Here is a 21,392-nt window from a genome sequence, read left to right as displayed (position 1 = left end):
GTGGTGAAGCGCTTCGGGCCGACCGTGGCGCTGAACGGCGCGAGCATCGCGATCGCCGAGGGCGAGACGCACGCCCTCGTCGGCCGGAACGGCGCGGGCAAGTCCACGCTGGTGTCGATCCTCACCGGCCTGCAGCCGGCGGACGAGGGCGAGGTGCTGTTCGCGGGGGAGCCCGCGCCGGCCCTCGCCGACCGCGACGCGTGGCGGCGGCGCGTCGCCTGCGTCTACCAGAAGTCCACGATCATCCCCGCCCTCACCGTGGCCGAGAACCTGTTCCTCAACCGCCAGACCGACAGCGGGATGATCAGGTGGCGGGCGCTGCGGGCCAGGGCCCGCGAGCTGCTCGACACGTACGAGGTGGACGTCGACGTCCAGGCGCTGGCCGGCGACCTGAGCGTCGAGCAGCGCCAGCTCGTCGAGATCGCCCGCGCGCTGTCGTTCGGCGCCCGGTTCATCATCCTGGACGAGCCGACCGCCCGCCTCGACGGCCCGGCCATCGACCGGCTGTTCACCCGCATGCGGGCGCTGCGCGAGCAGGGCGTCACGATGATGTACATCTCGCACCATCTCGACGAGGTGTACGAGATCTGCCAGAGCGTCACGGTCTTCCGCGACGCCCGGCACATCGTCACCCGGCCCGTCGCCGGGTTCCCCCACGACGAGCTGGTGGGCGCCATGACCGGCGAGGCCACGGTCGCCTACGAGGCGCGTGCCCGCACGGCCGGCGACCGCGTCGTGCTCGCGGGGGAGGGCCTGTCGCTCGGCGGCCGTTACCGGGACGTGGACCTCGCCGTCCGGTCCGGCGAGGTCGTCGGCCTGGCCGGCTCGGCCAGCAGCGGCAAGGTCGGGCTCGCCGAGACCCTCGTCGGCCTGCGCCGCCCCGACACCGGCACGGTCACGGTCAACGGCGTCCGGGTCCGCCCCGGCGACGTGCCGTCCGCGCTGCGCGCCGGGCTCGGCTTCGTCCCCGAGGACCGACACCACGAGGGGTTCGTGCCGCTGCTGTCGGTGGCCGAGAACGCCACCATCCCCGTCGCCCGCAAGCTCGGCCGCCTCGGCACGATCTCCCCGTCCAGGCAGCGGGCCCGGGCCGTACAGCTCATCGGCGACCTGGACATCAAGACCGAAGGACCCGAGCAGCCCGTCGGCGACCTGTCCGGCGGCAACGCCCAGAAGGTGGTGTTCGCGCGGGCGCTGGTCGACGAGCCGTCCGCGCTGGTAGTGATCAACCCGACGGCCGGCGTCGACGTCAAGGCCAAGCAGGCCCTGCTCGGCGCCGTCGAGGACGCGGTCGAGCGGGGCGCGGGAGCCGTGCTCGTCTCCGACGACCTCGACGACCTGCGCGTCTGCGATCGGGTGCTGGTGATGTTCCACGGCAGGGTCGTGAAGGACGTGCCGCGTGGGTGGACCGACCACGAGCTCGTGGCCGTGATGGAAGGCATTGAACAGTGACGACACTGACCGCGTCGCCGACCCCCCGGGTCCGGCTCGCCCGGCTCCGGGACCTGACCCTGGTCCCGGTGATCCTCATCCTGCTCGTCGTGGGCGCGTTCCTGGACCCGACGTTCCTGACGAGCGGCAACCTGACGAACGTGCTCCAGCAACAGGCGGCGATCTCCCTGCTGGTGCTGGCCGAAGCCATGATCCTGATCGCCGGCAAGTTCGACCTGTCGCTGGAGTCGACGGTCGGCATGGCACCCGCGATCGCGGTCATGCTGGTGATCCCGGCCTCGGCCGGCGGGTTCGGCCTGGGCCTGCCCGGCGGCCTGGTCATCCCGCTCTGCCTGCTGGTCGGAGCGGCCATCGGGGCGTTCAACGGCTGGCTGATCGTCAAGTTCCAGCTGTCCGCGTTCATCGTGACGCTGGCCATGCTGATCATCGTGCACGGGCTCCAGCTCGGCCCGACCGAGGGCAAGACGCTCTTCGAGCTCCCCGACTCGATCCTCTACCTGGGCAGCGCCGTCTGGCTCGGCCTGCCGGCGGCCATCTGGATCGCCGGGGTGCTGTTCGCGGCCGGCATCGCCGGGCTCGCCTACTTCCGGATCGGCCGCTCCCTGTACGCCATCGGCGGCAACATCGACGCCGCCCGGGCCGCCGGCATCCGCGTGGACCGGGTGCTGTGGGGCGTGTTCATCCTCGGCGGCACGCTCGCGGCGCTCGCCGGCGTGCTGGAGACGGGCCGCCTCGGCGCGATCGGTTCCAACCAGGGCGTCGGCTGGATCTTCATGGTGTTCGCGGCGGCGGTCATCGGCGGCGTGAGCATGGACGGCGGCAAGGGCACGATCCTCGGCGCGCTGACCGGCGTCCTCGTGATCGGCCTGGTGCAGAACATCCTCACGCTCAAGGGCGTCTCCGGCTTCTGGCAGCCGGTCGTGTACGGCGGGATCATCCTGATCGCGCTCATCATCAGCCGCATCGCGGGCGGAAAGGCGCAGGACTGATGGAACGGCTCGCTCTGCGCACCCGGCTCAGACCGGGCTGCGAGGAGATCTACGACCGGGAGCACGCCGAGATCCCGGCCGAGCTGGAGCAGGCCATGCGCGAGCACGGGGTGCGGTCGTGGCGCATCTACCGCGACGGCCTGGACCTGTTCCACTTCGTGGAGGTCGAGGACTACGCCGCCCTGCAGGCCGCCCTCCGCGACCACCCCGCCGACCAGGCGTGGCAGGCCAGGATGAACCGGCTGCTCGACGGAGACTTCGACAAGGGCTCCGGCGGGCTCTCACTGGTATGGGAGATGACATGATCGCGTTACCGCGCCACGGGTTCGGCGCGGCGCCGATCGCGGGGCTGTACGAGGCGGTGAGCGAGGAGCAGGCCCGCGCCACGGTCGACGCCGCCTGGGACAGTGGGGTCCGGCTGTTCGACACGGCCCCGCACTACGGGCTCGGCCTGTCGGAGCGCCGCCTCGGGGCCGCGCTCGCCGGCCGTACCGGGTACGTGCTGTCCACCAAGGTCGGCCGCCTGCTGGTGCCGTCCGGCCGGGACGGGCACGACGATCAGGGCTTCGACGTTCCCGCCGACCACGTCCGGGTCTGGGACTTCTCGCGCGACGGCGTCCGCCGCTCGCTGGAGGAGTCCCTGGAACGGCTGGGCCTGCCGGCCGTGGACATCGCGCTCATCCACGACCCGGACGACCACATGGAGGAGGCGCTGGCCCACGCCTACCCGGCGCTGGCCGAGCTGCGCGACCAGGGCGTGGTCAAGGCCGTCGGGGTCGGCATGAACCAGTGGCGGGCGCCGCTGCGGTTCGTGGAGGAGACCGGCGTCGACGTGGTCATGCTGGCCGGCCGCTACACCCTGCTCGACCAGTCGGGGCTGCCGCTGCTGGAGGCGTGCGCGAAACGCGGCGTGCGGGTGCTCGCGGCGGGGGTGTTCAACAGCGGCCTGCTGGCCACCGCGCGACCCTCGGGCACCTTCGACTACGCCCCGGCGCCGCCCGCCGTCCTCGACCGCGCCCGCCGCGTCGCCAGGGTCTGCGAGTCGTACGGCGTGCCGCTCCCTCAGACGGCGATGGCCTTCCCGCTGCGGCACCCGGCGGTGGCCTCGATCGTGCTCGGCGCCCGCTCCCCGGAGGAGGTTCACGCCAACGCCGCCCTGTGGGACCGTCCGGTGCCGGAGGATCTGTGGTCGGAGCTGGAGGCGGAGGGCCTGCTGCCCCCTGCCTCTTGAGTCGGTCAGGCGGTGAGGGCGTAGCTGGCGATCCACAGCCCCGGGATCACCTCGCGCTCACCCCGCCCCTCGAACCCCAGCCGCTCGTACAGGGTCCGGGCGGGGACGTTGTCGCGGCCGGTGGACACGACCACCCGGCGGCCGGCCGCCCGCGCCACGACCTCCTCGACCAGCGCGCGGCCGATGCCTCGCCGGTGGGCGCCGGGGTGCACGATCAGCCGGTTGACGTCCACCTCGTCCGGCGTCTCCTCCCACGCCACGGCGCCCGCCAACCGCCCGTCCTCGTCGAACGCGCCCAGCCAGGTCAGCGGCTCGGCGCGCAGCGCGTCCAGGGTCTCGTGCAGAGGCGGGATCCGGTCGTCGCCGATGAGCCGCGCCTCCACGGCGTACGCGGCGTGCTGCAGGTCCAGCAGCTCCTGGCCGAAGGGGTCGTCATGCGGGGATATATCCGATATGAGCACTCGACGAGTATGGCCTATCCGATCTCCCACAGCGCGCTCACCGGCATCGCCCGCATCCGGTATTTCCCAGGATGACACAGCCGTATGGCATGGTGGTCGCACGATAGCTGACACGTCGGCCGCCATGATCCTGACGCGTTGGTCGCCCCTTGCTACGGCTTGGCGGAGGGGATGAGGAGCCATGCCCTGGACGGCCCCGGCTCGTACGGGGCGTCGAGGCGTTTGGCGACGACGCCCGGCAGGCCCTGCTCGCGGGCGGCCCGGCGGACCGGTGCCGCCTGGCCCGGCCACGACGGGGCCGTCTGCCAGCGCGCCGCCGACAGCCCGAGCGCCTCCAGGGCCGCGCGGCGAACCGTGAACGGCTCGGCCACCAGCGAGCGGCCGTCGTCGTACAGCAGGTCGTAGCAGACCAGGACCTCCGCGCCGCCCAGCGTGACGACCTCACCGTCCAGGACCGCGCTGCGGCTGCCGAACGAGGCGGCGAGGGGCCGCAGCCACGGGTGCTCCCGCGCGGCGTCCGTCCGGCCGCCGTCGATCGGCACCAGCACCCGCCGGCCGCCCCATGCGAACTCGAACGCGTACGCCTCCTCGTCGCGCGGCGGCCGGGCGCGCTCGATCGGCAGCATCGGCTCCAGCGGCGGGAACGGGTCGCGCGCCGGCGGGTCCATCCGGTGGATCATCCAGTTCTTGCCGTTCGTCTGGAACAGCACGAACCGTCCCGAGGCTCGGGACCCGCGCAGCACCACCTTGACCTCGCGATCCGACCACTTCTCCGTCTCGTACGTGCCCCGGTCCCAGATCGTCATCGTGCCGCCGCCGTACTCGCCCGCCGGGATCTCGCCGTGGAAGGTGAGGTACTCCATCGGGTGGTCCTCGGTGTGGACGGCCAGGTGGTTGACGGCGGGGTCGGCCGGCAGGCCCTTCGGCACGGCCCACGAGGCGAGCACGCCGTCGCGCTCCAGCCGCAGGTCCCAGTGCAGGGAGCGGGCGTGGTGCTCCTGGATCACGTACGCGGCGCCGCCGGGCTTCCGGGCGCCGTCGGAGCCGTCGAGGCCGGACGAGGGGTCGCGGGTGGCAGGCTCGGCGGGGACGGGCTCGGGGGTACGGCGAGGGTCGCGTTTGCTCCGGTATCGCTCGAGTTTGTCGGCCACATGGTTCTCCTACCCCCGGCACGCCCGCCCGCACGGTCCGCACCGTCGGAACCGGCGGCACGGTCCCGCACGGCCGGCACGGTCCCGCACGGCCGGCACCGCCTCGTACGGCAAGCACCGGCACGGGCCGCCGCGCGAGCGTGTGACGGGCCGCCGCTGACGACCAAAGTCGCGCACGGCCGATACTTTCGGATGAAGGGCGGCCCGCCGGTCGCGGTTACGGTTGCTGCGGAGCCCGACGTGACCGACAAGGAGCCCGCCCATGCCCTCCGGAGCCCCGTCCCCGCCGGACGCGACGGCCCTGCCCGCCCTGGGGGAGCGCGTCCTCATCTGGGTCGCGGCCCCGTTGCTGGGCGCCGGGGCGGGCTGGCTCCTGCGGTACGTCGCCGGGTGGGCCGCGTCGCTGCCGTGGACCCCGTTCGAGGGGCCGCTGCGGCTGGTCGGGTCGATCCCGCCGACGTCGTTCACGATCGGGGCGGTGGTCCTCGGCGCCGTCGCGGGGCTGGTGCTGGCCGTGCTCGCCGACGAGTACACCGTGAAGGTCGTCGTGGACGACCGGCAGGTGGCCGTCGCCCACCGCGGTTCCCGGCGGGAGGTGCCGCGCGGGTCGATCGCCGCGGTGTTCCTCGACGCCAAGCAGCTCGTGCTGCTCGGCCACGACACCGAGGAGCTGGTACGGCTGGGCGGCGACCTGCCCCGGCCGGGCCCGCTGGCCGCCGCCTTCCAGGCCCACGGCTATCCCTGGCGGGAGGGCGACCCGCACCGGGAGGAGTTCCGGCGCTGGGCCGACGGCCTCCCGGACCTGACCGACGCCGCCCACGCCTACCTCAGGGCCCGCGCCCGCGCGCTGGAGAAAGGCGACGGCGAGGACGCGGAGCAGCTCCGGCTGGAGCTGGCCCGGCTGGGCGTCGCGGTACGCGAGGAGAACAAGCGCCAGTTCTGGCGCCTCACCGGCCGTCCGCCCAGCGGGTAGCCGGGCGGGAAGGTCAGTCCAGGGCCTTGCGGAGCCAGGACTCGACGCCCGCCACGTGCACCGTGGCCCAGGAGCGGGCCACGTCGGCCTGGCGGGCGGCGATGGCCTCGTAGATCGCGGTGTGCTGCTCGCGGGTCTTCTCCATCGCGCCCTCCTGGGTAAGTCCGCGCCAGATGCGCGCCCGGGTGGTCGGCCCGGACAGGCTCTCGATGAACGAGCAGAGCACCGTGTTGCCCGACCCCTGCGCGATGCGCTGGTGGAACTCCAGGTCGTTGGCCACCAGCTCCTCGACGGTCGGCTCGGCGGGCAGCGACTCCAGGATCACCCGCAGCTCGTCGATCTCGTCGTCGGTCATGAGCTTGGTGGCCATCGCGGTGGCGGCCGGCTCCAGAATGCGGCGTACCTCGAAGAACTGCAGGACGGTGTCGTCCCGGTGCAGGTCGAGCACGAACGACATGGTGTCGAGCAGCAGCCTGGGCTCCAGGCTGGTGACGTACGTGCCGTCGCCCTGCCGTACGTCCAGGACGTTGATCAGGGCGAGGGCGCGGACGGCTTCGCGCAGCGAGTTGCGTGACAGGCCGAGCCGTTCGGCGAGGTCGGCCTCCTTGGGAAGCCGGTCCCCGGGGGTGAGCTCGCCGGAGAGGATCATCTGCTTGATCTTGTCGATGGCCGCGTCGGTGACCGCCACGCTTTTCTCCCTAGACATCGGATGTCTAGGATTCTATGGCCTGGAAGCGGACCGCATCGACTCCTTGGACGCGCCTGATGGAGCCCCGGGCCTCCAGCGTCCGGAGATGCGCCGCGGCCTCACCGGCGGCCATGCCCCTCAGCATGGGCCCCAGGGCGTCCCACGGACGGTTCCAGGTCATCATCGCGGCGGTCTCCCAGATGGTCAGCGGCTCCGCGCGCTCGGCCAGCGACGTGGCCAGCCGGGCGAGCTTGTCCTCGTGATGGTGGCGGATCTCGGCCGCTCGCGCCGCCACATCCGGAAATATCCATTCATGTGCGGGGAGGGCGTCCACGAGCCCCAGCTCGCCCACCCGGTCCAGCGAGGCCAGGAAGTCGCCCAGCGGGTCCACGTCGTCACGGTCGTAGGGGTAGATGCCGATGTGCGGGGTGATGTCGGGCAGGACGTGGTCGCCGGTGAACAGCCGGTTCGCGTCCTCCAGGTGCAGGCAGATGTGGCCCGGGGTGTGGCCGGGCGTGTGGACGGCCCGCAGCTTGCGGCCCGGCAGGTCGATCAGCTCGCCGTCGGCCAGCTCCCGGTCCGGCTGCGCCGGCGGCAGCGGGCGCTCGGCGGCGACCGCCTCCAGGTCGCCCGCGTCGGCTCCGGCCCGCTTGAGCATGTCCGCCTGGAACGCCTGCTGCTCACCGTCGCCGGCTCCGCGGATCAGCCTGACCAGCGCCGCGTCCGCCTCGTGCATCGCGATCCAGCCGCCCGACTCCTCCCGCACCCGGCCGGCCAGGCCGGCGTGGTCGGGGTGGAAGTGCGTGACCACCACGCCGCGTACCGTGGCCACGTCCATGCCCAGCGTGGCGAGCCCGCCGCTCAGCGCCTTCCACGCGTCGGGGTGGTTCCATCCCGCGTCGACCAGGACCGGGCCCTGGGGCGACTCGATCGCGTAGACGAGGGTGTAGCCGAGCGGGTTGCCGGGGATCGGCACCGGCACGCTCCACACCCCGCCGCCGAGGTCCTGCGGGCGCTGCTCGGCGTACGGCCTGCGGCGGGTGCTTCTCATGGGCTGATCCCCCGGTCTTGCGTGAGCGTGGAACGAGTGTGGCGGACGGAACGGGGGACGGAAAGGTCTCTCTTGTACCTGACGCGACACGGAGCGGCGCGCCCGGCGTCAGGTCACGCGTTCGAGGATGGTGGCCGTGGCCAGGGCGCCGCCCGCGCACATCGACACCAGGGCCGTGGACGAGTCCGAGCGCTCCAGCTCGTGCAGCGCCGTGGTGAGCAGCCGGGCCCCGGTGGCGCCCACCGGGTGGCCGAGCGCGATGGCGCCGCCGTTGACGTTGACGCGGTCGAAGTCCGGCTCGTGGACGCTCGCCCACGACAGCACGACCGCGGCGAACGCCTCGTTGACCTCGAACCGGTCGATGTCGCCGATCGACATCCCGGCCATGGCCAGGGCCTTCGCGGTCGCCTCCACCGGCCCGTCGAGGTGGTAGTACGGCTCCGCGCCCACCAGCGCCTGGGCGAGGATGCGAGCCCTCGGGCGCAGACCGTGCGCGCGGGCCGCCTCCTCGCTCATCACCAGCACCGCGGCGGCCCCGTCGGAGATCTGCGACGAGGTGCCGGCGGTGTGCAGGGCCTCCTCGCCGAGGATCGGCTTGAGCCGGGCCAGGCTCTCGGTGGTGGTCTCGCGCAGCCCCTGGTCCCTGCGGACGTCGCCGACCGGCACGAGCTCCCGCTCGAACCGGCCGTCGGCCCACGCCTTGGCCGCGAGCTGCTGCGAGCGCGCCCCCAGCCAGTCGAGCCGCTCCCGGGTCAGCCCACGCCGCGCGGCGATGCGCTCGGCGGCGGTGAACTGGCCCGGCAGGTCGATGCTCCAGTCGTCGGGCCGCGGCTTGGCGGGCAGCACGTTGCTGCCCAGCGGCGCGCGGCTCATGACCTCGACGCCGCACCCCACGCCCACCTCGATGACGCCGGCCCTGATCATCGCCGCCGCGAGGTGCACGGCCTGCTGCGACGACCCGCACTGCGCGTCGACCGTGGTGACCCCCGTCTGGTACGGCAGGCCCGCGTACAGCCAGGAGTAGCGCCCCACGTGGCCGCCCTGCTCGCCCGCCTGGGTCACGCAACCGGCGAAGACCTGGCCGACGGCGGCCGGGTCGATGCCGGAGCGCTCGACCAGCCCGGTGAGGGCGGCGGCGAGCAGCTGCTGCGGCTTGAGCCCGGACAGCCAGCCGTCGCGCTTGCCGATGGGGGTGCGGACGGCCTCGACGATCACAGGTGTGCCCACAGTCGCCTCCAGAACGATGCTCCGGAGCAGACTGTAACTCGTTCTACTTTCCGGCGGAAGCCTGCTCCGGGGCGGGCAACGAGGGCGGAAGCCCGAACGGGTCGAAGAGCCCGACGTCGAAGAACATCCCCACGTGGCGGATTCCTTCGGCGGCGAGCGTCAGCACCATCAACGAGAACGCGTGATAGGTGTCACCCTGGCGGAAGTAGACCGCGAAGGACGGCTGGCCGTTGGCCGCGATCGGCACCAGCCGCAGGTCGCCCGGCCGCTGGGCCGGGCAGTTGACCGCGATGAGCCGTCCGATCTGCTCCGCCCCCTGGTACCAGCCGGTGTAGGGCGGCATCTCCCAGACCGCGTCCTCGGTGAACAGCTCCACGATCGCCGCCACGTCGTAGCTCTCGAACGCCGCCACGTAGCGGTCGAGCCGCGCCCGCTGCTCGTGGGGCAGCGGCGGCGCGGGGTCGTCGAGGCTCGGCGACACGTCGTTGAGCTGCGCCCGGGCCCGTTGCAGGCCGCTGTTGACGGCGGCCGTCGTGGTCTCCAGCGCCTCGGCCACCTCGGCGGCCCGCCACCGCAGCACGTCGCGCAGCACCAGGATGGCCCGCTGCCGGGGCGGCAGGTGCTGCAGAGCCGCGATGAGCGCGAGCCGGATGCTCTCGCGCGAGGTCACGATCGCGGCCGGGTCGTCGGCGCCGGCCCCCACCATGCCGTCGGGGACCGGCTCCAGCCACGGCACCTCCGGCCGCTGGGTCAGCGGCGCGGCCGGCTCCGAGCTGGGCGCGCCCAGCCCCGTGGGCAGCGGCCGGCGCCCTCGGCTCTCCAGCGCGGTCAGGCAGACGGTGGTGGCGATGCGGTAGAGCCAGGTGCGCAGGGACGAGCGCCCCTCGAACCCGTCGTAGGCGCGCCAGGCGCGCAGGTAGGTCTCCTGGACGAGGTCCTCGGCGTCGTGCACCGATCCCGTCATGCGATAGCAGTGCGCGAGCAGCTCCCGGCGCATGGGGTCGGCCAGCCTGAGGAAGTCTTCCGTCGATGGCCTGTCGCTCATTCCCCCTGTATACGCCCCGTCACCGACAGAATCCGGGCACAGGTCCACGGGAACGACCCGCGATGAGCCGCCGGGACCTCGCGGGTCCATACCGGCGGCCGTCACGCGACCGTGAGGACGATCTTCCCGGTGGTGCGTCCCGACTCGCCCAGCTCGTGGGCCTTGGCCACGTCGGCCAGGGGCATGACGGCCGCGATCTCGGGCCGTAGCCGACCGGCGTCGACCAGCGCCGCGAGGGCCCGCAGCGCCGCGTGGTCCGGCTCCACCAGCATGGCCTCCGAGCGGACGCCCCGCTCGGCGGCGGCCGCGTGCAGTCCCGGGTCCAGCAGCGTCAGCGTGAGCGAGACGATCACGCCGCCCCGCCGCAGGGTCCGCAGCGACCGCGGGCCGTACTCGCCGCCGATCGTGTCGACGACCACGTCCACGTCCCGCGCCACCTCGGCGAAGTCCTCGCTCCGGTAGTCGATGAGCTCGTCGGCCCCCAGGCCGCGCAGGAACTCGTGCTTGGCGGCGCCGGCCGTGCCGATCACGTACGCGCCGCGCGCCTTGGCGATCTGCACGGCGAAGTGCCCGACGCCGCCCGCCGCCGCGTGCACGAGCACCCGGTCGCCGGAGCGGGTCCCGGCGGTGTCGACCAGCGCCTGCCAGGCCGTCAGCCCGGCCAGCGGAATCGCGGCGGCCCCCGTGTGGTCGACGGCCGCGGGCTTGCGGGCGAACGTCCGCGCGGGCGCGGTCACGTACTCGGCGTAGGCGCCGTTGCCGAACGGGTACGGCAGCATCCCGAACACTTCGTCGCCCGGCTTGTGGATCGTGGTCCCCAGCCCCACGGCCTCGACCACGCCCGAGACGTCCCAGCCCAGCACGAACGGCGGTGACCCGAGATGTCCGCCCGATGCCCGCGTCTTCCAGTCGGCCGGGTTGACCCCGGCCGCGTGCACCCGTACCAGCACCTCCGTGGGCCGGGGCTCCGGCCGGTCCAGCTCCACCGACTTCAGCACCTCGGGCCCGCCCAGGGCGTCCTGGCTGATCGCTCGCATCTTCATGGGTCCAGCCTGCTGCCGGGCTGCCTCCGGTCGCGAGTGGCCCGGAGGTCAAGGTGTGCAAAGATCGGGCCATGCATCGTGTGGCCGTCCTGGCGCTCGACGGCGTCATCCCGTTCGAGCTGAGCATCCCGTCGAGGATTTTCGCCACGGCCCGCGGCCCGGCCGGCGAGCCGCTCTACGAGGTGCTGACCTGCACGCTCGACGGCGGCCCGGTGCGCACGGCCGCCGACTTCTCCATCGCCGCCGCGCACGACGCGGACGCGCTCGCGACGGCCGACACCGTCGTGCTGCCCGCCGCGTCCTCCCACTCGGCCGTCACGGGCCCGGACGACCTGCCGCCCGGCCTGCTCGAAGCCCTCTCCCGGGTACGGCCCGGCGCGCGAACGGTGTCGATCTGCGTGGCCACCTTCGTCCTGGCCGCCGCCGGGCTGCTGGACGACCGCCCGGCCACCACCCACTGGAAGCACGCCGAGCGCTTCGCCGCGACCTTCCCGCGGGTGCGGATGGACGCCGGGGTGCTGTTCGTGGACGACGGCGACGTGCTCACCTCCGCCGGCGCGTCCTCCGGCGTGGACCTCTGCCTGCACCTGCTGCGCCGCGACCACGGCAGCGAGGTGGCCAACCAGGTGGCGCGCAGCTGCGTCGTCCCGCCCTGGCGCGACGGCGGCCAGGCGCAGTACATCGAGCACCCGGTGCCGGAGCCGTCCACCGCCGGCACGGCGCCGACCCGGGCGTGGGCGCTGAGCCGTCTCGGCGAGCCTCTTCAGCTCGCCGACCTGGCCCGGCACGCGGGCATGAGCAGGCGCACGTTCACCCGGCGCTTCCGTGAGGAGGTGGGGACGAGCCCGGGGCAGTGGCTCACGCGGCAACGGATCGAGCTGGCCCGCCGCCTGCTGGAGACGAGCGACCTGCCGATGGACGGGGTGGCGGACCGCGCGGGCTTCGGCACGGCGGCGTCGTTCCGCCGGCATCTGCACGCCGCGCTGGGCGTCTCGCCGCACGCCTACCGCCGCACGTTCCGCGCCACACGCGAGGAGCCGGCGCGGGCCTGAGCCCCGTTGGGCCCGGCCGCTCACGTCGGGCGGATCAGGCGATGCCGGTGAGGAGGCGGTCGGCGGCGATCTCGATGCGGCGCTGGATCTGGTCGTAGGTGCGCCGGCCGCGCAGCATCTCCAGCAGCTCCTGGACCCAGATGCTGGACAGCGAGCCGGCCAGGGCGACCTGCTCCTCGGTGGCCTCGTCGCGGGTCAGCCCCGCGGCCGAGACCCGCAGCAGCAGGCCGGTCATGCGGTCGCCGAACGGCGTCTCGACCTCGGCCAGGATGAGTGAGCGGATCAGCGCGTCGGCCAGCTCCGGCTCGCGCATGAGGCCGCGCGTGGCGCGCATCAGCACGTCCACGGCCCGCCCCGCCGGGGTCGACGCGCTCGGCGGGCGGCGCTCGATGCTGCTCTCCAGCAGGTCGATCTCCTCGCCGACCACCGCGACGACCAGATCCATCTTGGACGGGAAGTAGCGGTACAGGGTGCCGAGCGCGACGCCGGCCCGCTCGGCGACGGTGCGCATCTGCATGGCCTCGACGCCGCCGCGCGAGGCGAGGGCGGCGGCGGCCTGGACGATCCGCTTGCGGCGCTGGTGCTGGCTGCGCGTGCGGACACTGTGCCCACCGGCACCCTGCCCGCCGGCGCCCTGTCCATCGGCGCCCTGTCCCTCGGCAGTGGGCCCGCCAGGCGTGGGATGGCTCACCATGGTCCCCTCGGTGTCGACGGAGGGCGCGGTGACGGCCGCGTGCGGAGTACGCATAAGAACACGTTATCTGATTTCTTCCTGGCACGGCTTGTTACTGACGAGTCACAAAGAACCCTGTATAGGCCCATGTCCACGGCGTTGCACGCATATATCGGGACTTCTGGGGGTGTGCGGGCGCTGGACAAATACTAGAATCTGTTCTAGTTTGCGGATCGTTTGACCGAGCGCTTGTTGGAGGCGCGATGCCCGCGGACACGCTCGCCGCCCTGCTCCTGGCACGGGCCGGCGACGACCGTCCCGGCCTGCTCTTCGAGGGCCGGGAGTGGTCCTGGCGTGAGCATGTGGCGGCCTGCCGGGCCGCCGCCGGCTGGCTCGGCACCCGTACCGTCCCCTCCTGGCGCGCGGCCCGCGCCGCCGGCCGGCCGCACGTCGGCGTGCTCTGCGACAACGTGCCCGAGCTGCTGTTCCTCGTGGGCGCAGCCGCCCTGGGCGGGTCCGTGGTGGTCGCGCTGAACCCCACGCGCTCGCCCGCCGAGCTGTCCCGCGACGCCGCGGCGACCCACGTCGCCCTGCTCCTGTACGACGAGCCGTACGAGGAGTCCGCCACCCGGCTGGCCCGCGACCTCGGCGTGCCCCGCGCCCCCTTCGCGGCGCTCGCGGCCGACTCCGCCCCGACGGAGCCGACCGCCTCAGCGGAGGTGACCGCGCCCGCGGAGGTGGCGGGGCCCGGGCCCGGCGACCTGGTGATGCTGATCTTCACCTCCGGCACCTCCGGGCGTCCCCGGGCCGTGCGGATCACCCAGCGCAAGCTCGCCGTGCCCGGCCGCAGCCTGGGCGCCCTGCTCACCCCTGACGACGTCGTCTACTGCTCGATGCCGCTGTTCCACTCCGGCGCCCTCATGGCCGCCTACGCCCCGGCCGTCGCCTCGGGCGCCGCGCTGGCGTTGCGGCGCAGGTTCTCGGCCTCCGGCCTGCTGCCCGACGTCAGGCGGTACGGCTGCACGTACCTGCACTACGTCGGCAAGGCCCTGTCGTACGTCCTCGCCACCCCGGACCGCCCCGACGACGCCGGCAACCCGCTCCGCCTGGCCTTCGGCAACGAGGGCAGCGCCACGGCGACCAGGCGCTTCGGCGAGCGGTTCGGCTGCCGGGTGATCGACGCGTTCGGGTCCACGGAGACCGCGATCTCCCTCACCCCGGACCCGGCCGCCCCGCCGGGGTCGCTCGGCCGGCTGCCGGACGACGTCGAGATCCGCGACCCGTTCACCGGCGCCCGCTGCCCCCCGGCGCGCGTCGAGGACGGCCGGCTGCTCAACCCGGACGAGGCCATCGGCGAGCTGGTCAACGTGGCCGGCGCCGGCCTGTTCGACGGCTACTACGACGACCCCGAGGCGGACGCCGAGCGGCTGCGCGACGGCGCGTTCTGGTCGGGTGACCTCGCCTACGCCGACGCGCGCGGCCACGTGTTCTTCGCCGGCCGCGGCACCGAGCGGCTGCGCGTGGACGGTGAGAACCTGGCGGTGGCCCCGATCGAGGCGGCCCTGCGGGAGTTCCCCGGCGTGGTGGAGGCGGCGGTGTACCCGGTGCCCGACGCGGCGGCCGGCGACCAGCCCATGGCGGCGCTGGTCATGGCCGAACCGTTCTCCCCGGCCGCGTTCGCCTCCTTCCTCGCCGCCCGGCCCGACGTCGGCCGCAAGGCCGTGCCCCGCTACGTCCGCATCGCGCCGGCTCTGCCGCAGACCGCTTCGCACAAGGTCGTCAAGCGCCTGCTCGCCCGCGACGCCTGGCGCACGGCCGACCCCGTCTGGTGGCGTCCCCCCGGGCCGTCTCCCGCCCGGGACGGGTGGCGGCGGCTGGAGGAGGACGACGTCAAGGCCATCGAGGACGACTTCGCCAGGAACGGCCGCGCACACCTACTGGCACACCTACGGGAGGAATGATGGACTTCGGCCTGGACGAGACCCAGCGCGACCTGCGCGAGCTGACCGCCGAGCTGCTCACGAAGGACGAACCCGGGCGGCGGCTGCGCGAGGCCGGGCTGCTCGGCGTCTGCCTGCCCGAGGAGGCCGGTGGCGCGGGGCTCGGCCCCGTCGAGATGGCCGTGGTGCTGCGCGAGGTCGGTGCCCGCGCCGCGTCGGTGCCCGCGTTGCCGGCCCTGGCCGCCTCGCTGTTCCTCAGCCGGCACGGCACCCGCCCCCAGCAGGAGCGCTCCGCCACCATCGCGCTCAGGGAGCCCGGCCGGGCCCCGGCCGACCCGCCCGCGACCACCGCGGACCGGACCGGCGACGGCTGGGTGCTGACCGGCCGGAAGACCGGCGTCCCGTACCTGGAGTCCGACGTCCTGGTCACCGCCGACGCAGGCGTGTTCCTGGTGTCGGAGCCCGAGTCGAGGCCCGAGTTCGCCTCCACCGGGGAGCCCGCCGCCACCGTCGTCCTCGACCGGACCCCCGCGGAGCGGGTCGCCGGGCCAGAGGCCGTGGACGGCCTGCGGCACGCCCTCACCGCCGCCGTGGCCGCCCAGGCGAGCGGCGTGCTCGCCGGGGCGCTGGAGCTGACCACCGGCTACATCAGGACGCGCCGGCAGTTCGACCGGGCGCTGGCGCAGTTCCAGGCCGTGACCATGCAGATCGCCGACGTCTACATCGCCGGGCGGGCGCTGGACGTGGCCATGTGGTCGGCCGTCTGGCGGCTGGGCGAGGGCCTGCCGGCCGAGGAGGACGTGGCGCTGGCCGCCTTCCACGTCGGCGAGGCGTTCAGGGCGCTCTACACCTGCCAGCACCTGCACGGCGGCCTCGGCCTCGACGTGACCTACCCGCTGCACCGCTACTTCGCCCAAGCCAAGCACCTGTCGTTCCTGCTCGGCGGCCAGGACGCCCAGCTCGACCTGATCGGAGCGCTCGCCTGATGCTCATCGACCTGACCCCGGACCAGCGCGGGCTCCGCGACGAGCTGCGCGAGTACTTCCGTCACTGTCTCACCGACGACGAACGCCGCAAGATCGCCGACGACCCGTTCGGCGAGACGTACATGGAGCACTGCCGCCGCCTCGGCCGCGACGGCAAGCTCGGCCTCGGCTGGCCGAAGGAGTACGGCGGAGGCGGCTTCGGCCCCGTCGAGCAGCAGATCTTCGCCAACGAGATCGCCCGCTCCGGCGTGCCGTACCCGATCATCACGCTGCAGACCGTCGGGCCCACGCTGATGCAGTACGGCACGCCCGAGCAGAAGGAGTTCTTCCTGCCCCGCATCCTGGCCGGGGAGTGCCACTTCGCCATCGGCTACAGCGAGCCCGAGGCGGGCACGGACCTGGCCTCGCTGCGCACCACCGCGGTCCTCGACGGCGACCACTACGTCGTCAACGGCCAGAAGATCTTCACCAGCGGCGCCCACTACGCGCAGTACATCTGGCTGGCCGCCCGCACGAACCCCGAGGCGAAGAAGCACAAGGGCATCACCATGATGATCGCCTCCACGGCCGACCCGGGTTACTCGTGGACGCCGATCGTCACCATGGACGGCCGCCACCACACCAACGCCACGTACTACTCCGACGTCCGCGTCCCGGTGGACATGGTCGTCGGCGAGGTGGACAAGGGCTGGGACCTCATCGTCAACCAGCTCAACCACGAGCGGGTCACGCTGGGCCCGGCCGGCAACCTCGGCCAGACCTACGACCGGTTCCTGGCCTGGGCGCGCCGTACGGGGCTGGCCGGCGAGCCGGACGTACGCCGGGCGCTCGGCCGGGTGCGCGCCTACTTCCGTACGAACGAGCTGCTCAACTGGCAGGTGGCCGCCAACATGGACCTCGGCTGGCTGGGGGCGCCCGACGCCTCCGCCACCAAGATCTACGGCTCGGAGCGGATGCAGGAGGTCGGCCGGCTGGTCGGCGACGTGCTCGCCCGGTACGGCGACCCGTCCGACCCGGAGACCGCCGAGCTGCTCGAACGCGTGGACCACGGGGTCAAGGGCGCCGTCGTGCTGACCTTCGGCGGCGGCGTCAACGAGGTGCAGCGGGAGCTGATCGCCATGCTCGGCCTGAACCTGCCGAGGCCGCCCCGATGACCGGGCCCACCCGGATGAGCGAGCCGGAGCTGCGGGCGCTCGCGGACAAGCAGGTCGCGCTGGGTGAGGTGCGAGGCACCCCGGCCGCCGACCCCGTCAACCTGCCGATGATCAGGCACTGGCTCGACGCGATGGGCGACACCAACCGGACGTACCTCGACAAGGGCATCGCCCCGCCGGCGATGGCCCAGGTCTGGACGATGCCCGGCGTCCGGCGCGACTCCAAGGACCGCTCGCCGGTGGACGACATGCTGGCCGCGCTGGACGCCGAGGGCTACACGGGCGTGGTGGCGACCAACTGCGAGCAGACCTACCACCGCCACGCGCGCGTGGGCGAGCGGCTCACGCCGGCCACCCGCTTCTCGGGCCTGACCGGCCCCAAGCGCACCGCGCTCGGCGAGGGGTACTTCGCCACGTGGAACGTCACCTGGTACGGCGAGGGGGACGAGCCGGTCACCGAGATGATGTTCCGGGTGCTCAAGTTCCGGCCCCACCGGCGACGGGAGGGCCCGCCACCCGCCGTGCGGCCGGAGCCGGCGGGGCGCGAGCCGTACCCGCTGAGACCCGCGCGGAACCGGGACACCGCGTTCTTCTGGGACGGCGTGCGGGACGGCGAGCTGCGCATCCAGAGCTGCGCCGACTGCGGCCGGCTCCGGCACCCGCCCGGCCCCGTCTGCCCGGCCTGCCGATCGGCCAACCGGTCGTACGTCGTCGCCCGGGGCGAGGGCACGGTCTTCAGCTACGTCGTCCACCACCACCCGCCCGTCCCGGGACGGGAGACGCCTTTCGTGGTGGCCGTGGTGGAACTGCCGGAAGGGGTGAGGATTGTGGGCAATGTCGTGGACTGCCCGCCTGACGCGGTGGGTATCGGTATGAAGTTGCGCGCGACCTATCGGGCAATGGACGACGAACTGATCCTTCCTATGTGGGCGCCACGGGAGTCGTGATGCGGACGCTGACCGAAGACCAGATCGAGATCGGCGCGGTCCTGCCCGAGCTGTCGATCGACCTCACGCCCACGGTGGTCGTCTCCACCGCCCTGGCCACCATGGACTTCACCCCGGTCCACCACGACGTCGGCGGTGCGCGCGCGCAGGGCTCCAAGGACATCTTCCTCAACATCCTGACCACGATGGGCCTGGTCGAGCGGTACGTCACCGACTGGACGGGGCCCGAGGCGATCATCAGGCGCATCAACGTCAAGCTCGGCGTCCCCGCGTACGCGGGCGACCGCCTGAGCTTCAACGGCACGATCGTCACGCGGGACGGGTCCGACTACACGGTCGAGGTGCGCGGCAAGGTCAGCCTCGGCGACCACGCCACCGCCACCGTCACCTTCACCCTTCTTCCCTAGGGCACCCTGCTTCCCTACGACACCCTTCTCCCCTGGAGCGCCCTCCTCCCCGACGGCGCCCTTCTCCCCGAGCGCGGGTCCTTGCCTGAAGAACCATGAGGAGCCAGTACGTGTTGGGATCGCGAGCCGCCATCGCGGGCATCGGCGCCACCGAGTTCAGCAAGGACTCCGGCCGGACGGAGCTCCGGCTGGCCGCCGAGGCCGTGTTCGCGGCGCTGGACGACGCCGGGCTCGACCCGTCCGAGGTGGACGGGATGGTGACCTTCACCCAGGACACCAACCAGGAGATCGCCGTGGCCCGGGAGATCGGGGCGGGCGACCTGACGTTCTTCTCCCGGGTCGAGTACGGCGGCGGCGCGGCCTGCGGGACGGTGGCGCACGCCGCCATGGCCGTCGCCACCGGCATGGCCCGCACGGTCGTCTGCTACCGGGCCTTCAACGAGCGGTCGGGCCGGCGCTTCGGGCAGCCCGACGCGCGGCTGGGCGGCCAGCCGACGTCGCAGGGGCTGGAGATGAGCTGGCACGTGCCGTTCGGGCTGATGACGCCGGCGGCGTGGGTGGCGATGTTCGCCCGGCGGTACATGCACGCCTACGGCGCCACGTCCGAGGACTTCGGCCGGGTGGCGGTGGCGATGCGCCGTCACGCCGCCACGAACCCGGCCGCCTGGTTCTACCAGCGGCCCATCACGCTGGAGGAGCACCAGGCGTCGCGCTGGATCGTGGAGCCGCTGCGGCTGTTCGACTGCTGCCAGGAGAGCGACGGGGCGGTGGCCCTGGTCGTCACCTCCGCCGAGCGGGCGCGGGACCTGCGGCGCTCTCCCGCCGTGGTCACGGCCGCCGCGCAGGGGGCGGGGGAGGGGCAGCTGATGATGACCAGCTACTACCGGGACGACATGACCGGCCTGCCCGAGATGTCCGTCGTCGGCCGCCAGTTGTGGGAGGCCTCCGGGCTCACCCCGCAGGACGTGCAGACCGCCATCCTGTACGACCACTTCACCCCGTTCGTCCTCGCGCAGCTGGAGGAGCTGGGGTTCTGCGGCCGGGGCGAGGCCGCCGGGTTCCTGCGCGACGGCGGCATCGAGCTGGGCGGCCGGCTCCCGGTCAACCCGCACGGCGGCCAGCTCGGCGAGGCGTACATCCACGGCATGAACGGCATCGCCGAGGCCGTGCGCCAGATCCGCGGCACGTCGGCCAACCAGGTGCCCGAGGTGCAGCACGTCCTGGTGACGGCCGGGACGGGCGTGCCGACCAGCGGCCTGATCCTCTCCGCCGGCTGACCGCCCCGTCCCGCCCGGGGGCCGGTGACCGTCAGGGGCTGAGCATGGCGGGGACCGAGAAGAACACGATCATCGCGATCGCCACGCAGATCAGGAACCCGATCAGCTCCCACGCCCAGTCGTGGTGCCGGCGCGGGCGCGGCCGTCCCTTGCGCGGCGCGCCCTTGCCTGAGCGCGGCGGCCTGGGCGGGGCGTCCCTGCCCGAGCGCAGCGGCTTGGGCGGGGCGTCCCTGCGGGGCTTCGGCGGCTTGGCGGCGGCACCGGCGTCATGGGCCTCGCCCTCGCTCGCGGGCTCCGTCGTGGTGGGGGACGAGGTCGTCGTGGACGCCGACGCCGACGCGGTCACGGGCGTGGGCTTGTCGCCGTCCGCCGGGAGCGGCAGCCGGTAGACCGGCTCGGCCGGCCGGTCGCGCCGGGCGAACAGACTGCCGGGCGCGCCGCTCCCCCCGGTCGCGCCCGGGGAGTCGGGCGTCTTGTGGACGAGCACGTCACCGGCCCGGATCGCGGGCATCTCCTGCGTGGCCGGCTCGTCGTCCAGCACGTCACCCGCCACCGGCCCGGCCAGGACGCCCGTATGGGCCGCGCGGGGCACCGGGAACACGTCTCCCGTGGCGAACACGTCACCGCCCGGACCGCCGCCCGGACCGCCGTTCGGCCGGAGGGCCGGCCGTTCCCCGGAGTCCCCGGTCCGCGGCTGTCCCCGCGTGACGAGCCCCTGGTCGCGGGCGGAGGTGAACGCCTGCCACGGCCGCGTGAGCCCCGTGCCCGGCCGGGCACGGTCGGTCGGGGCGAACGGGTCGCCCACCGTCGGCATCGGCTCGGTCGTGGCCTCGTGCGGCGGCACGCGGGACGGCGACGGCGGCTTGAGCAGCTCGGCGGGGAACAGCCCGGTGCTGGTCAGCGGGTCACGGTCGCCGAGCGGCAGCGGCCAGACCGGCGGCACCGGCCAGCGCGGCCTGACGAACATCGGCGCGGTGCCGGCCGTACGGGAGCCGGCGAAGTGCACCCGCAGCGCGGCGGGCGGCTCCGGCCACGGCAGGCGGCCGAGCACGTCGCGCAGCGGCGCGACGCCCAGCGCCCCGTACACGTCGGCCACCGGCTTCGGCACGCGCCGGGCGGCCGCGCGGTCGAGCGCGGCGCCGAGCAGGCGCCGGTAGCGGTGGGCGGCGGCGTCCAGGAGCTCGCCGGCCGTGTCGGGCGCCACGTCGAGCACCCAGGCCAGCTCGGCGCGGTCCAGGCCGCACACCTCGGAGAGCAGAAGCACCTCGCGGTGGTGCGGGCGCAGCTCGTGCAGCGCGCGCTCCACCAGGGCGGAGGCGGGATCGATGAGGGGATCGACGACAGGGGGCGTGTAGGCGACGTCGCGGCGGCCGATCTCGCGGCGGGCGAGCGCGTACAGCGCGGCGCGGGCCGGGACGGAGGCGGGGACGGCGGCGAGGACGGACATCAGGACGTCGGCCGCGGAGCCGGGGTCGCCGAGCTGGTCAGCACAGTACGCGAACAGCCCGGCGGCGTGACTGTCGTAGAGCTCTGCGACCAACTCGGCGCGGGCACGCTGGTCGGTGAGCGGCTGGGTCACGGGCCGTTCCTCTTGCTGGTGTTGCGATGCGGGGGTGGAGAAGGGGCCTGCGGTACCGGTGTTCTT

At 73.6% G+C, this 21,392-nt stretch carries 21 protein-coding genes; 12 read left to right on the top strand and 9 right to left on the bottom strand.

Annotated features, from left to right (window positions below; translation table 11 throughout):
• The 4 genes from ACIBG4_RS13550 to ACIBG4_RS13535 are packed head-to-tail and all read left to right on the top strand — an operon-like array spanning position 1 to position 3,672.
• On the top strand, positions 1 to 1,452 hold the full coding sequence (locus ACIBG4_RS13550) for a sugar ABC transporter ATP-binding protein (protein ID WP_397202052.1): 1,452 nt from the start codon (positions 1 to 3) through the stop codon (positions 1,450 to 1,452).
• The gene (locus tag ACIBG4_RS13545; protein ID WP_397202051.1) at positions 1,449 to 2,441 is read left to right on the top strand and encodes an ABC transporter permease; all 993 of its coding nucleotides are present in this window, start codon (positions 1,449 to 1,451) and stop codon (positions 2,439 to 2,441) included. Before ACIBG4_RS13550 ends, ACIBG4_RS13545 begins: the two co-directional genes overlap by 4 nt.
• Complete coding sequence (locus ACIBG4_RS13540; protein WP_355446467.1) at positions 2,441 to 2,746, top strand: L-rhamnose mutarotase; 306 nt, start codon at positions 2,441 to 2,443, stop codon at positions 2,744 to 2,746. The genes ACIBG4_RS13545 and ACIBG4_RS13540 overlap by 1 nt, the downstream gene beginning before the upstream one ends.
• Positions 2,743 to 3,672, top strand: coding sequence for an aldo/keto reductase (locus tag ACIBG4_RS13535; protein ID WP_397202050.1), 930 nt, complete (start codon positions 2,743 to 2,745; stop codon positions 3,670 to 3,672). Before ACIBG4_RS13540 ends, ACIBG4_RS13535 begins: the two co-directional genes overlap by 4 nt.
• 5 nt (positions 3,673 to 3,677) lie before the next feature.
• On the opposite strand, the gene ACIBG4_RS13530 is transcribed toward ACIBG4_RS13535, so the two are convergent.
• Positions 3,678 to 4,133, bottom strand: a complete 456-nt coding sequence (locus tag ACIBG4_RS13530; RefSeq protein WP_355446461.1) for a GNAT family N-acetyltransferase — start codon at positions 4,131 to 4,133, stop codon at positions 3,678 to 3,680.
• A 152-nt stretch (positions 4,134 to 4,285) separates the two neighbouring features.
• Entirely contained in the window at positions 4,286 to 5,284 is a 999-nt protein-coding gene (locus ACIBG4_RS13525; RefSeq protein ID WP_397202049.1) for a DNA polymerase ligase N-terminal domain-containing protein, read from the bottom strand.
• 262 nt (positions 5,285 to 5,546) lie between these two features.
• Here ACIBG4_RS13525 and ACIBG4_RS13520 point away from each other — a divergent pair, with 262 nt between their 5' ends.
• On the top strand, positions 5,547 to 6,257 hold the full coding sequence (locus tag ACIBG4_RS13520) for a hypothetical protein (protein ID WP_397202048.1): 711 nt from the start codon (positions 5,547 to 5,549) through the stop codon (positions 6,255 to 6,257).
• Positions 6,258 to 6,270: 13 nt separating this feature from the next.
• Here the strand turns inward: ACIBG4_RS13520 and ACIBG4_RS13515 are convergent, their stop codons facing one another.
• The 5 genes from ACIBG4_RS13515 to ACIBG4_RS13495 all read right to left on the bottom strand — a co-directional run bounded on the left by ACIBG4_RS13515 (position 6,271) and on the right by ACIBG4_RS13495 (position 11,305).
• Complete coding sequence (locus ACIBG4_RS13515) at positions 6,271 to 6,945, bottom strand: FadR/GntR family transcriptional regulator (protein WP_310708671.1); 675 nt, start codon at positions 6,943 to 6,945, stop codon at positions 6,271 to 6,273.
• A gap of 25 nt (positions 6,946 to 6,970) precedes the next feature.
• A complete protein-coding gene (locus ACIBG4_RS13510) occupies positions 6,971 to 7,996 on the bottom strand; it encodes an MBL fold metallo-hydrolase (RefSeq protein ID WP_397202047.1) in 1,026 nt (341 codons plus the stop codon).
• A gap of 108 nt (positions 7,997 to 8,104) precedes the next feature.
• Positions 8,105 to 9,223 (bottom strand): steroid 3-ketoacyl-CoA thiolase, encoded by a 1,119-nt coding sequence (locus ACIBG4_RS13505; protein WP_397202046.1) that lies wholly within the window; start codon positions 9,221 to 9,223, stop codon positions 8,105 to 8,107.
• Between the two features lie 43 nt (positions 9,224 to 9,266).
• A complete protein-coding gene (locus ACIBG4_RS13500) occupies positions 9,267 to 10,268 on the bottom strand; it encodes a sigma-70 family RNA polymerase sigma factor (protein ID WP_397202045.1) in 1,002 nt (333 codons plus the stop codon).
• A gap of 101 nt (positions 10,269 to 10,369) precedes the next feature.
• Positions 10,370 to 11,305, bottom strand: a complete 936-nt coding sequence (locus ACIBG4_RS13495) for an NADP-dependent oxidoreductase (protein ID WP_397202133.1) — start codon at positions 11,303 to 11,305, stop codon at positions 10,370 to 10,372.
• A 77-nt stretch (positions 11,306 to 11,382) separates the two neighbouring features.
• Between ACIBG4_RS13495 and ACIBG4_RS13490 the strand changes: the two genes are divergently transcribed.
• A complete protein-coding gene (locus ACIBG4_RS13490; RefSeq protein WP_397202044.1) occupies positions 11,383 to 12,363 on the top strand; it encodes a GlxA family transcriptional regulator in 981 nt (326 codons plus the stop codon).
• Between the two features lie 34 nt (positions 12,364 to 12,397).
• On the opposite strand, the gene ACIBG4_RS13485 is transcribed toward ACIBG4_RS13490, so the two are convergent.
• Complete coding sequence (locus tag ACIBG4_RS13485; RefSeq protein ID WP_397202043.1) at positions 12,398 to 13,111, bottom strand: TetR family transcriptional regulator; 714 nt, start codon at positions 13,109 to 13,111, stop codon at positions 12,398 to 12,400.
• A 188-nt stretch (positions 13,112 to 13,299) separates the two neighbouring features.
• Here ACIBG4_RS13485 and ACIBG4_RS13480 point away from each other — a divergent pair, with 188 nt between their 5' ends.
• The 6 genes from ACIBG4_RS13480 (at position 13,300) to ACIBG4_RS13455 (ending at position 19,747) form a co-directional block, all read left to right on the top strand.
• A complete protein-coding gene (locus tag ACIBG4_RS13480; RefSeq protein ID WP_397202042.1) occupies positions 13,300 to 14,997 on the top strand; it encodes an AMP-binding protein in 1,698 nt (565 codons plus the stop codon).
• The gene (locus ACIBG4_RS13475; RefSeq protein ID WP_397202041.1) at positions 14,994 to 15,962 is read left to right on the top strand and encodes an acyl-CoA dehydrogenase family protein; all 969 of its coding nucleotides are present in this window, start codon (positions 14,994 to 14,996) and stop codon (positions 15,960 to 15,962) included. The genes ACIBG4_RS13480 and ACIBG4_RS13475 overlap by 4 nt, the downstream gene beginning before the upstream one ends.
• Positions 15,962 to 17,116, top strand: coding sequence for an acyl-CoA dehydrogenase family protein (locus ACIBG4_RS13470; RefSeq protein WP_397202040.1), 1,155 nt, complete (start codon positions 15,962 to 15,964; stop codon positions 17,114 to 17,116). The genes ACIBG4_RS13475 and ACIBG4_RS13470 overlap by 1 nt, the downstream gene beginning before the upstream one ends.
• On the top strand, positions 17,113 to 18,063 hold the full coding sequence (locus ACIBG4_RS13465) for a bifunctional MaoC family dehydratase N-terminal/OB-fold nucleic acid binding domain-containing protein (protein ID WP_397202039.1): 951 nt from the start codon (positions 17,113 to 17,115) through the stop codon (positions 18,061 to 18,063). The genes ACIBG4_RS13470 and ACIBG4_RS13465 overlap by 4 nt, the downstream gene beginning before the upstream one ends.
• Entirely contained in the window at positions 18,063 to 18,470 is a 408-nt protein-coding gene (locus tag ACIBG4_RS13460; RefSeq protein WP_310708681.1) for a MaoC/PaaZ C-terminal domain-containing protein, read from the top strand. The genes ACIBG4_RS13465 and ACIBG4_RS13460 overlap by 1 nt, the downstream gene beginning before the upstream one ends.
• A 113-nt stretch (positions 18,471 to 18,583) precedes the next feature.
• Complete coding sequence (locus ACIBG4_RS13455; RefSeq protein ID WP_397202132.1) at positions 18,584 to 19,747, top strand: lipid-transfer protein; 1,164 nt, start codon at positions 18,584 to 18,586, stop codon at positions 19,745 to 19,747.
• A gap of 31 nt (positions 19,748 to 19,778) precedes the next feature.
• Here ACIBG4_RS13455 and ACIBG4_RS13450 read toward each other — a convergent pair whose 3' ends face one another.
• The gene (locus tag ACIBG4_RS13450; RefSeq protein WP_397202038.1) at positions 19,779 to 21,326 is read right to left on the bottom strand and encodes a hypothetical protein; all 1,548 of its coding nucleotides are present in this window, start codon (positions 21,324 to 21,326) and stop codon (positions 19,779 to 19,781) included.
• Positions 21,327 to 21,392: the final 66 nt, after the last annotated feature.

Origin of the sequence: Nonomuraea sp. NPDC050383 (genome assembly GCF_044459125.1) — a bacterium.
Lineage (GTDB): Bacteria > Actinomycetota > Actinomycetes > Streptosporangiales > Streptosporangiaceae > Nonomuraea.
The sequence above is the reverse complement of the archived record's forward strand: the minus strand, read 5'-3'. Positions and strand labels throughout refer to the sequence as shown.

What these genes read in the sequence shown, in the direction of transcription:
- ACIBG4_RS13540 (WP_355446467.1), top strand. Translation starts at nt 2,441, where the DNA reads ATGGAACGGCTCGCTCTGCGCACCCGGCTCAGACCGGGCTGCGAGGAG.
- ACIBG4_RS13535 (WP_397202050.1), top strand. Translation starts at nt 2,743, where the DNA reads ATGATCGCGTTACCGCGCCACGGGTTCGGCGCGGCGCCGATCGCGGGG.
- ACIBG4_RS13520 (WP_397202048.1), top strand. Translation starts at nt 5,547, where the DNA reads ATGCCCTCCGGAGCCCCGTCCCCGCCGGACGCGACGGCCCTGCCCGCC.
- ACIBG4_RS13510 (WP_397202047.1), bottom strand. Translation starts at nt 7,996, where the DNA reads ATGAGAAGCACCCGCCGCAGGCCGTACGCCGAGCAGCGCCCGCAGGAC.
- ACIBG4_RS13500 (WP_397202045.1), bottom strand. Translation starts at nt 10,268, where the DNA reads ATGAGCGACAGGCCATCGACGGAAGACTTCCTCAGGCTGGCCGACCCC.
- ACIBG4_RS13495 (WP_397202133.1), bottom strand. Translation starts at nt 11,305, where the DNA reads ATGCGAGCGATCAGCCAGGACGCCCTGGGCGGGCCCGAGGTGCTGAAG.
- ACIBG4_RS13490 (WP_397202044.1), top strand. Translation starts at nt 11,383, where the DNA reads ATGCATCGTGTGGCCGTCCTGGCGCTCGACGGCGTCATCCCGTTCGAG.
- ACIBG4_RS13485 (WP_397202043.1), bottom strand. Translation starts at nt 13,111, where the DNA reads ATGCGTACTCCGCACGCGGCCGTCACCGCGCCCTCCGTCGACACCGAG.
- ACIBG4_RS13480 (WP_397202042.1), top strand. Translation starts at nt 13,300, where the DNA reads ATGCCCGCGGACACGCTCGCCGCCCTGCTCCTGGCACGGGCCGGCGAC.
- ACIBG4_RS13475 (WP_397202041.1), top strand. Translation starts at nt 14,994, where the DNA reads ATGATGGACTTCGGCCTGGACGAGACCCAGCGCGACCTGCGCGAGCTG.
- ACIBG4_RS13470 (WP_397202040.1), top strand. Translation starts at nt 15,962, where the DNA reads ATGCTCATCGACCTGACCCCGGACCAGCGCGGGCTCCGCGACGAGCTG.
- ACIBG4_RS13465 (WP_397202039.1), top strand. Translation starts at nt 17,113, where the DNA reads ATGACCGGGCCCACCCGGATGAGCGAGCCGGAGCTGCGGGCGCTCGCG.
- ACIBG4_RS13460 (WP_310708681.1), top strand. Translation starts at nt 18,063, where the DNA reads ATGCGGACGCTGACCGAAGACCAGATCGAGATCGGCGCGGTCCTGCCC.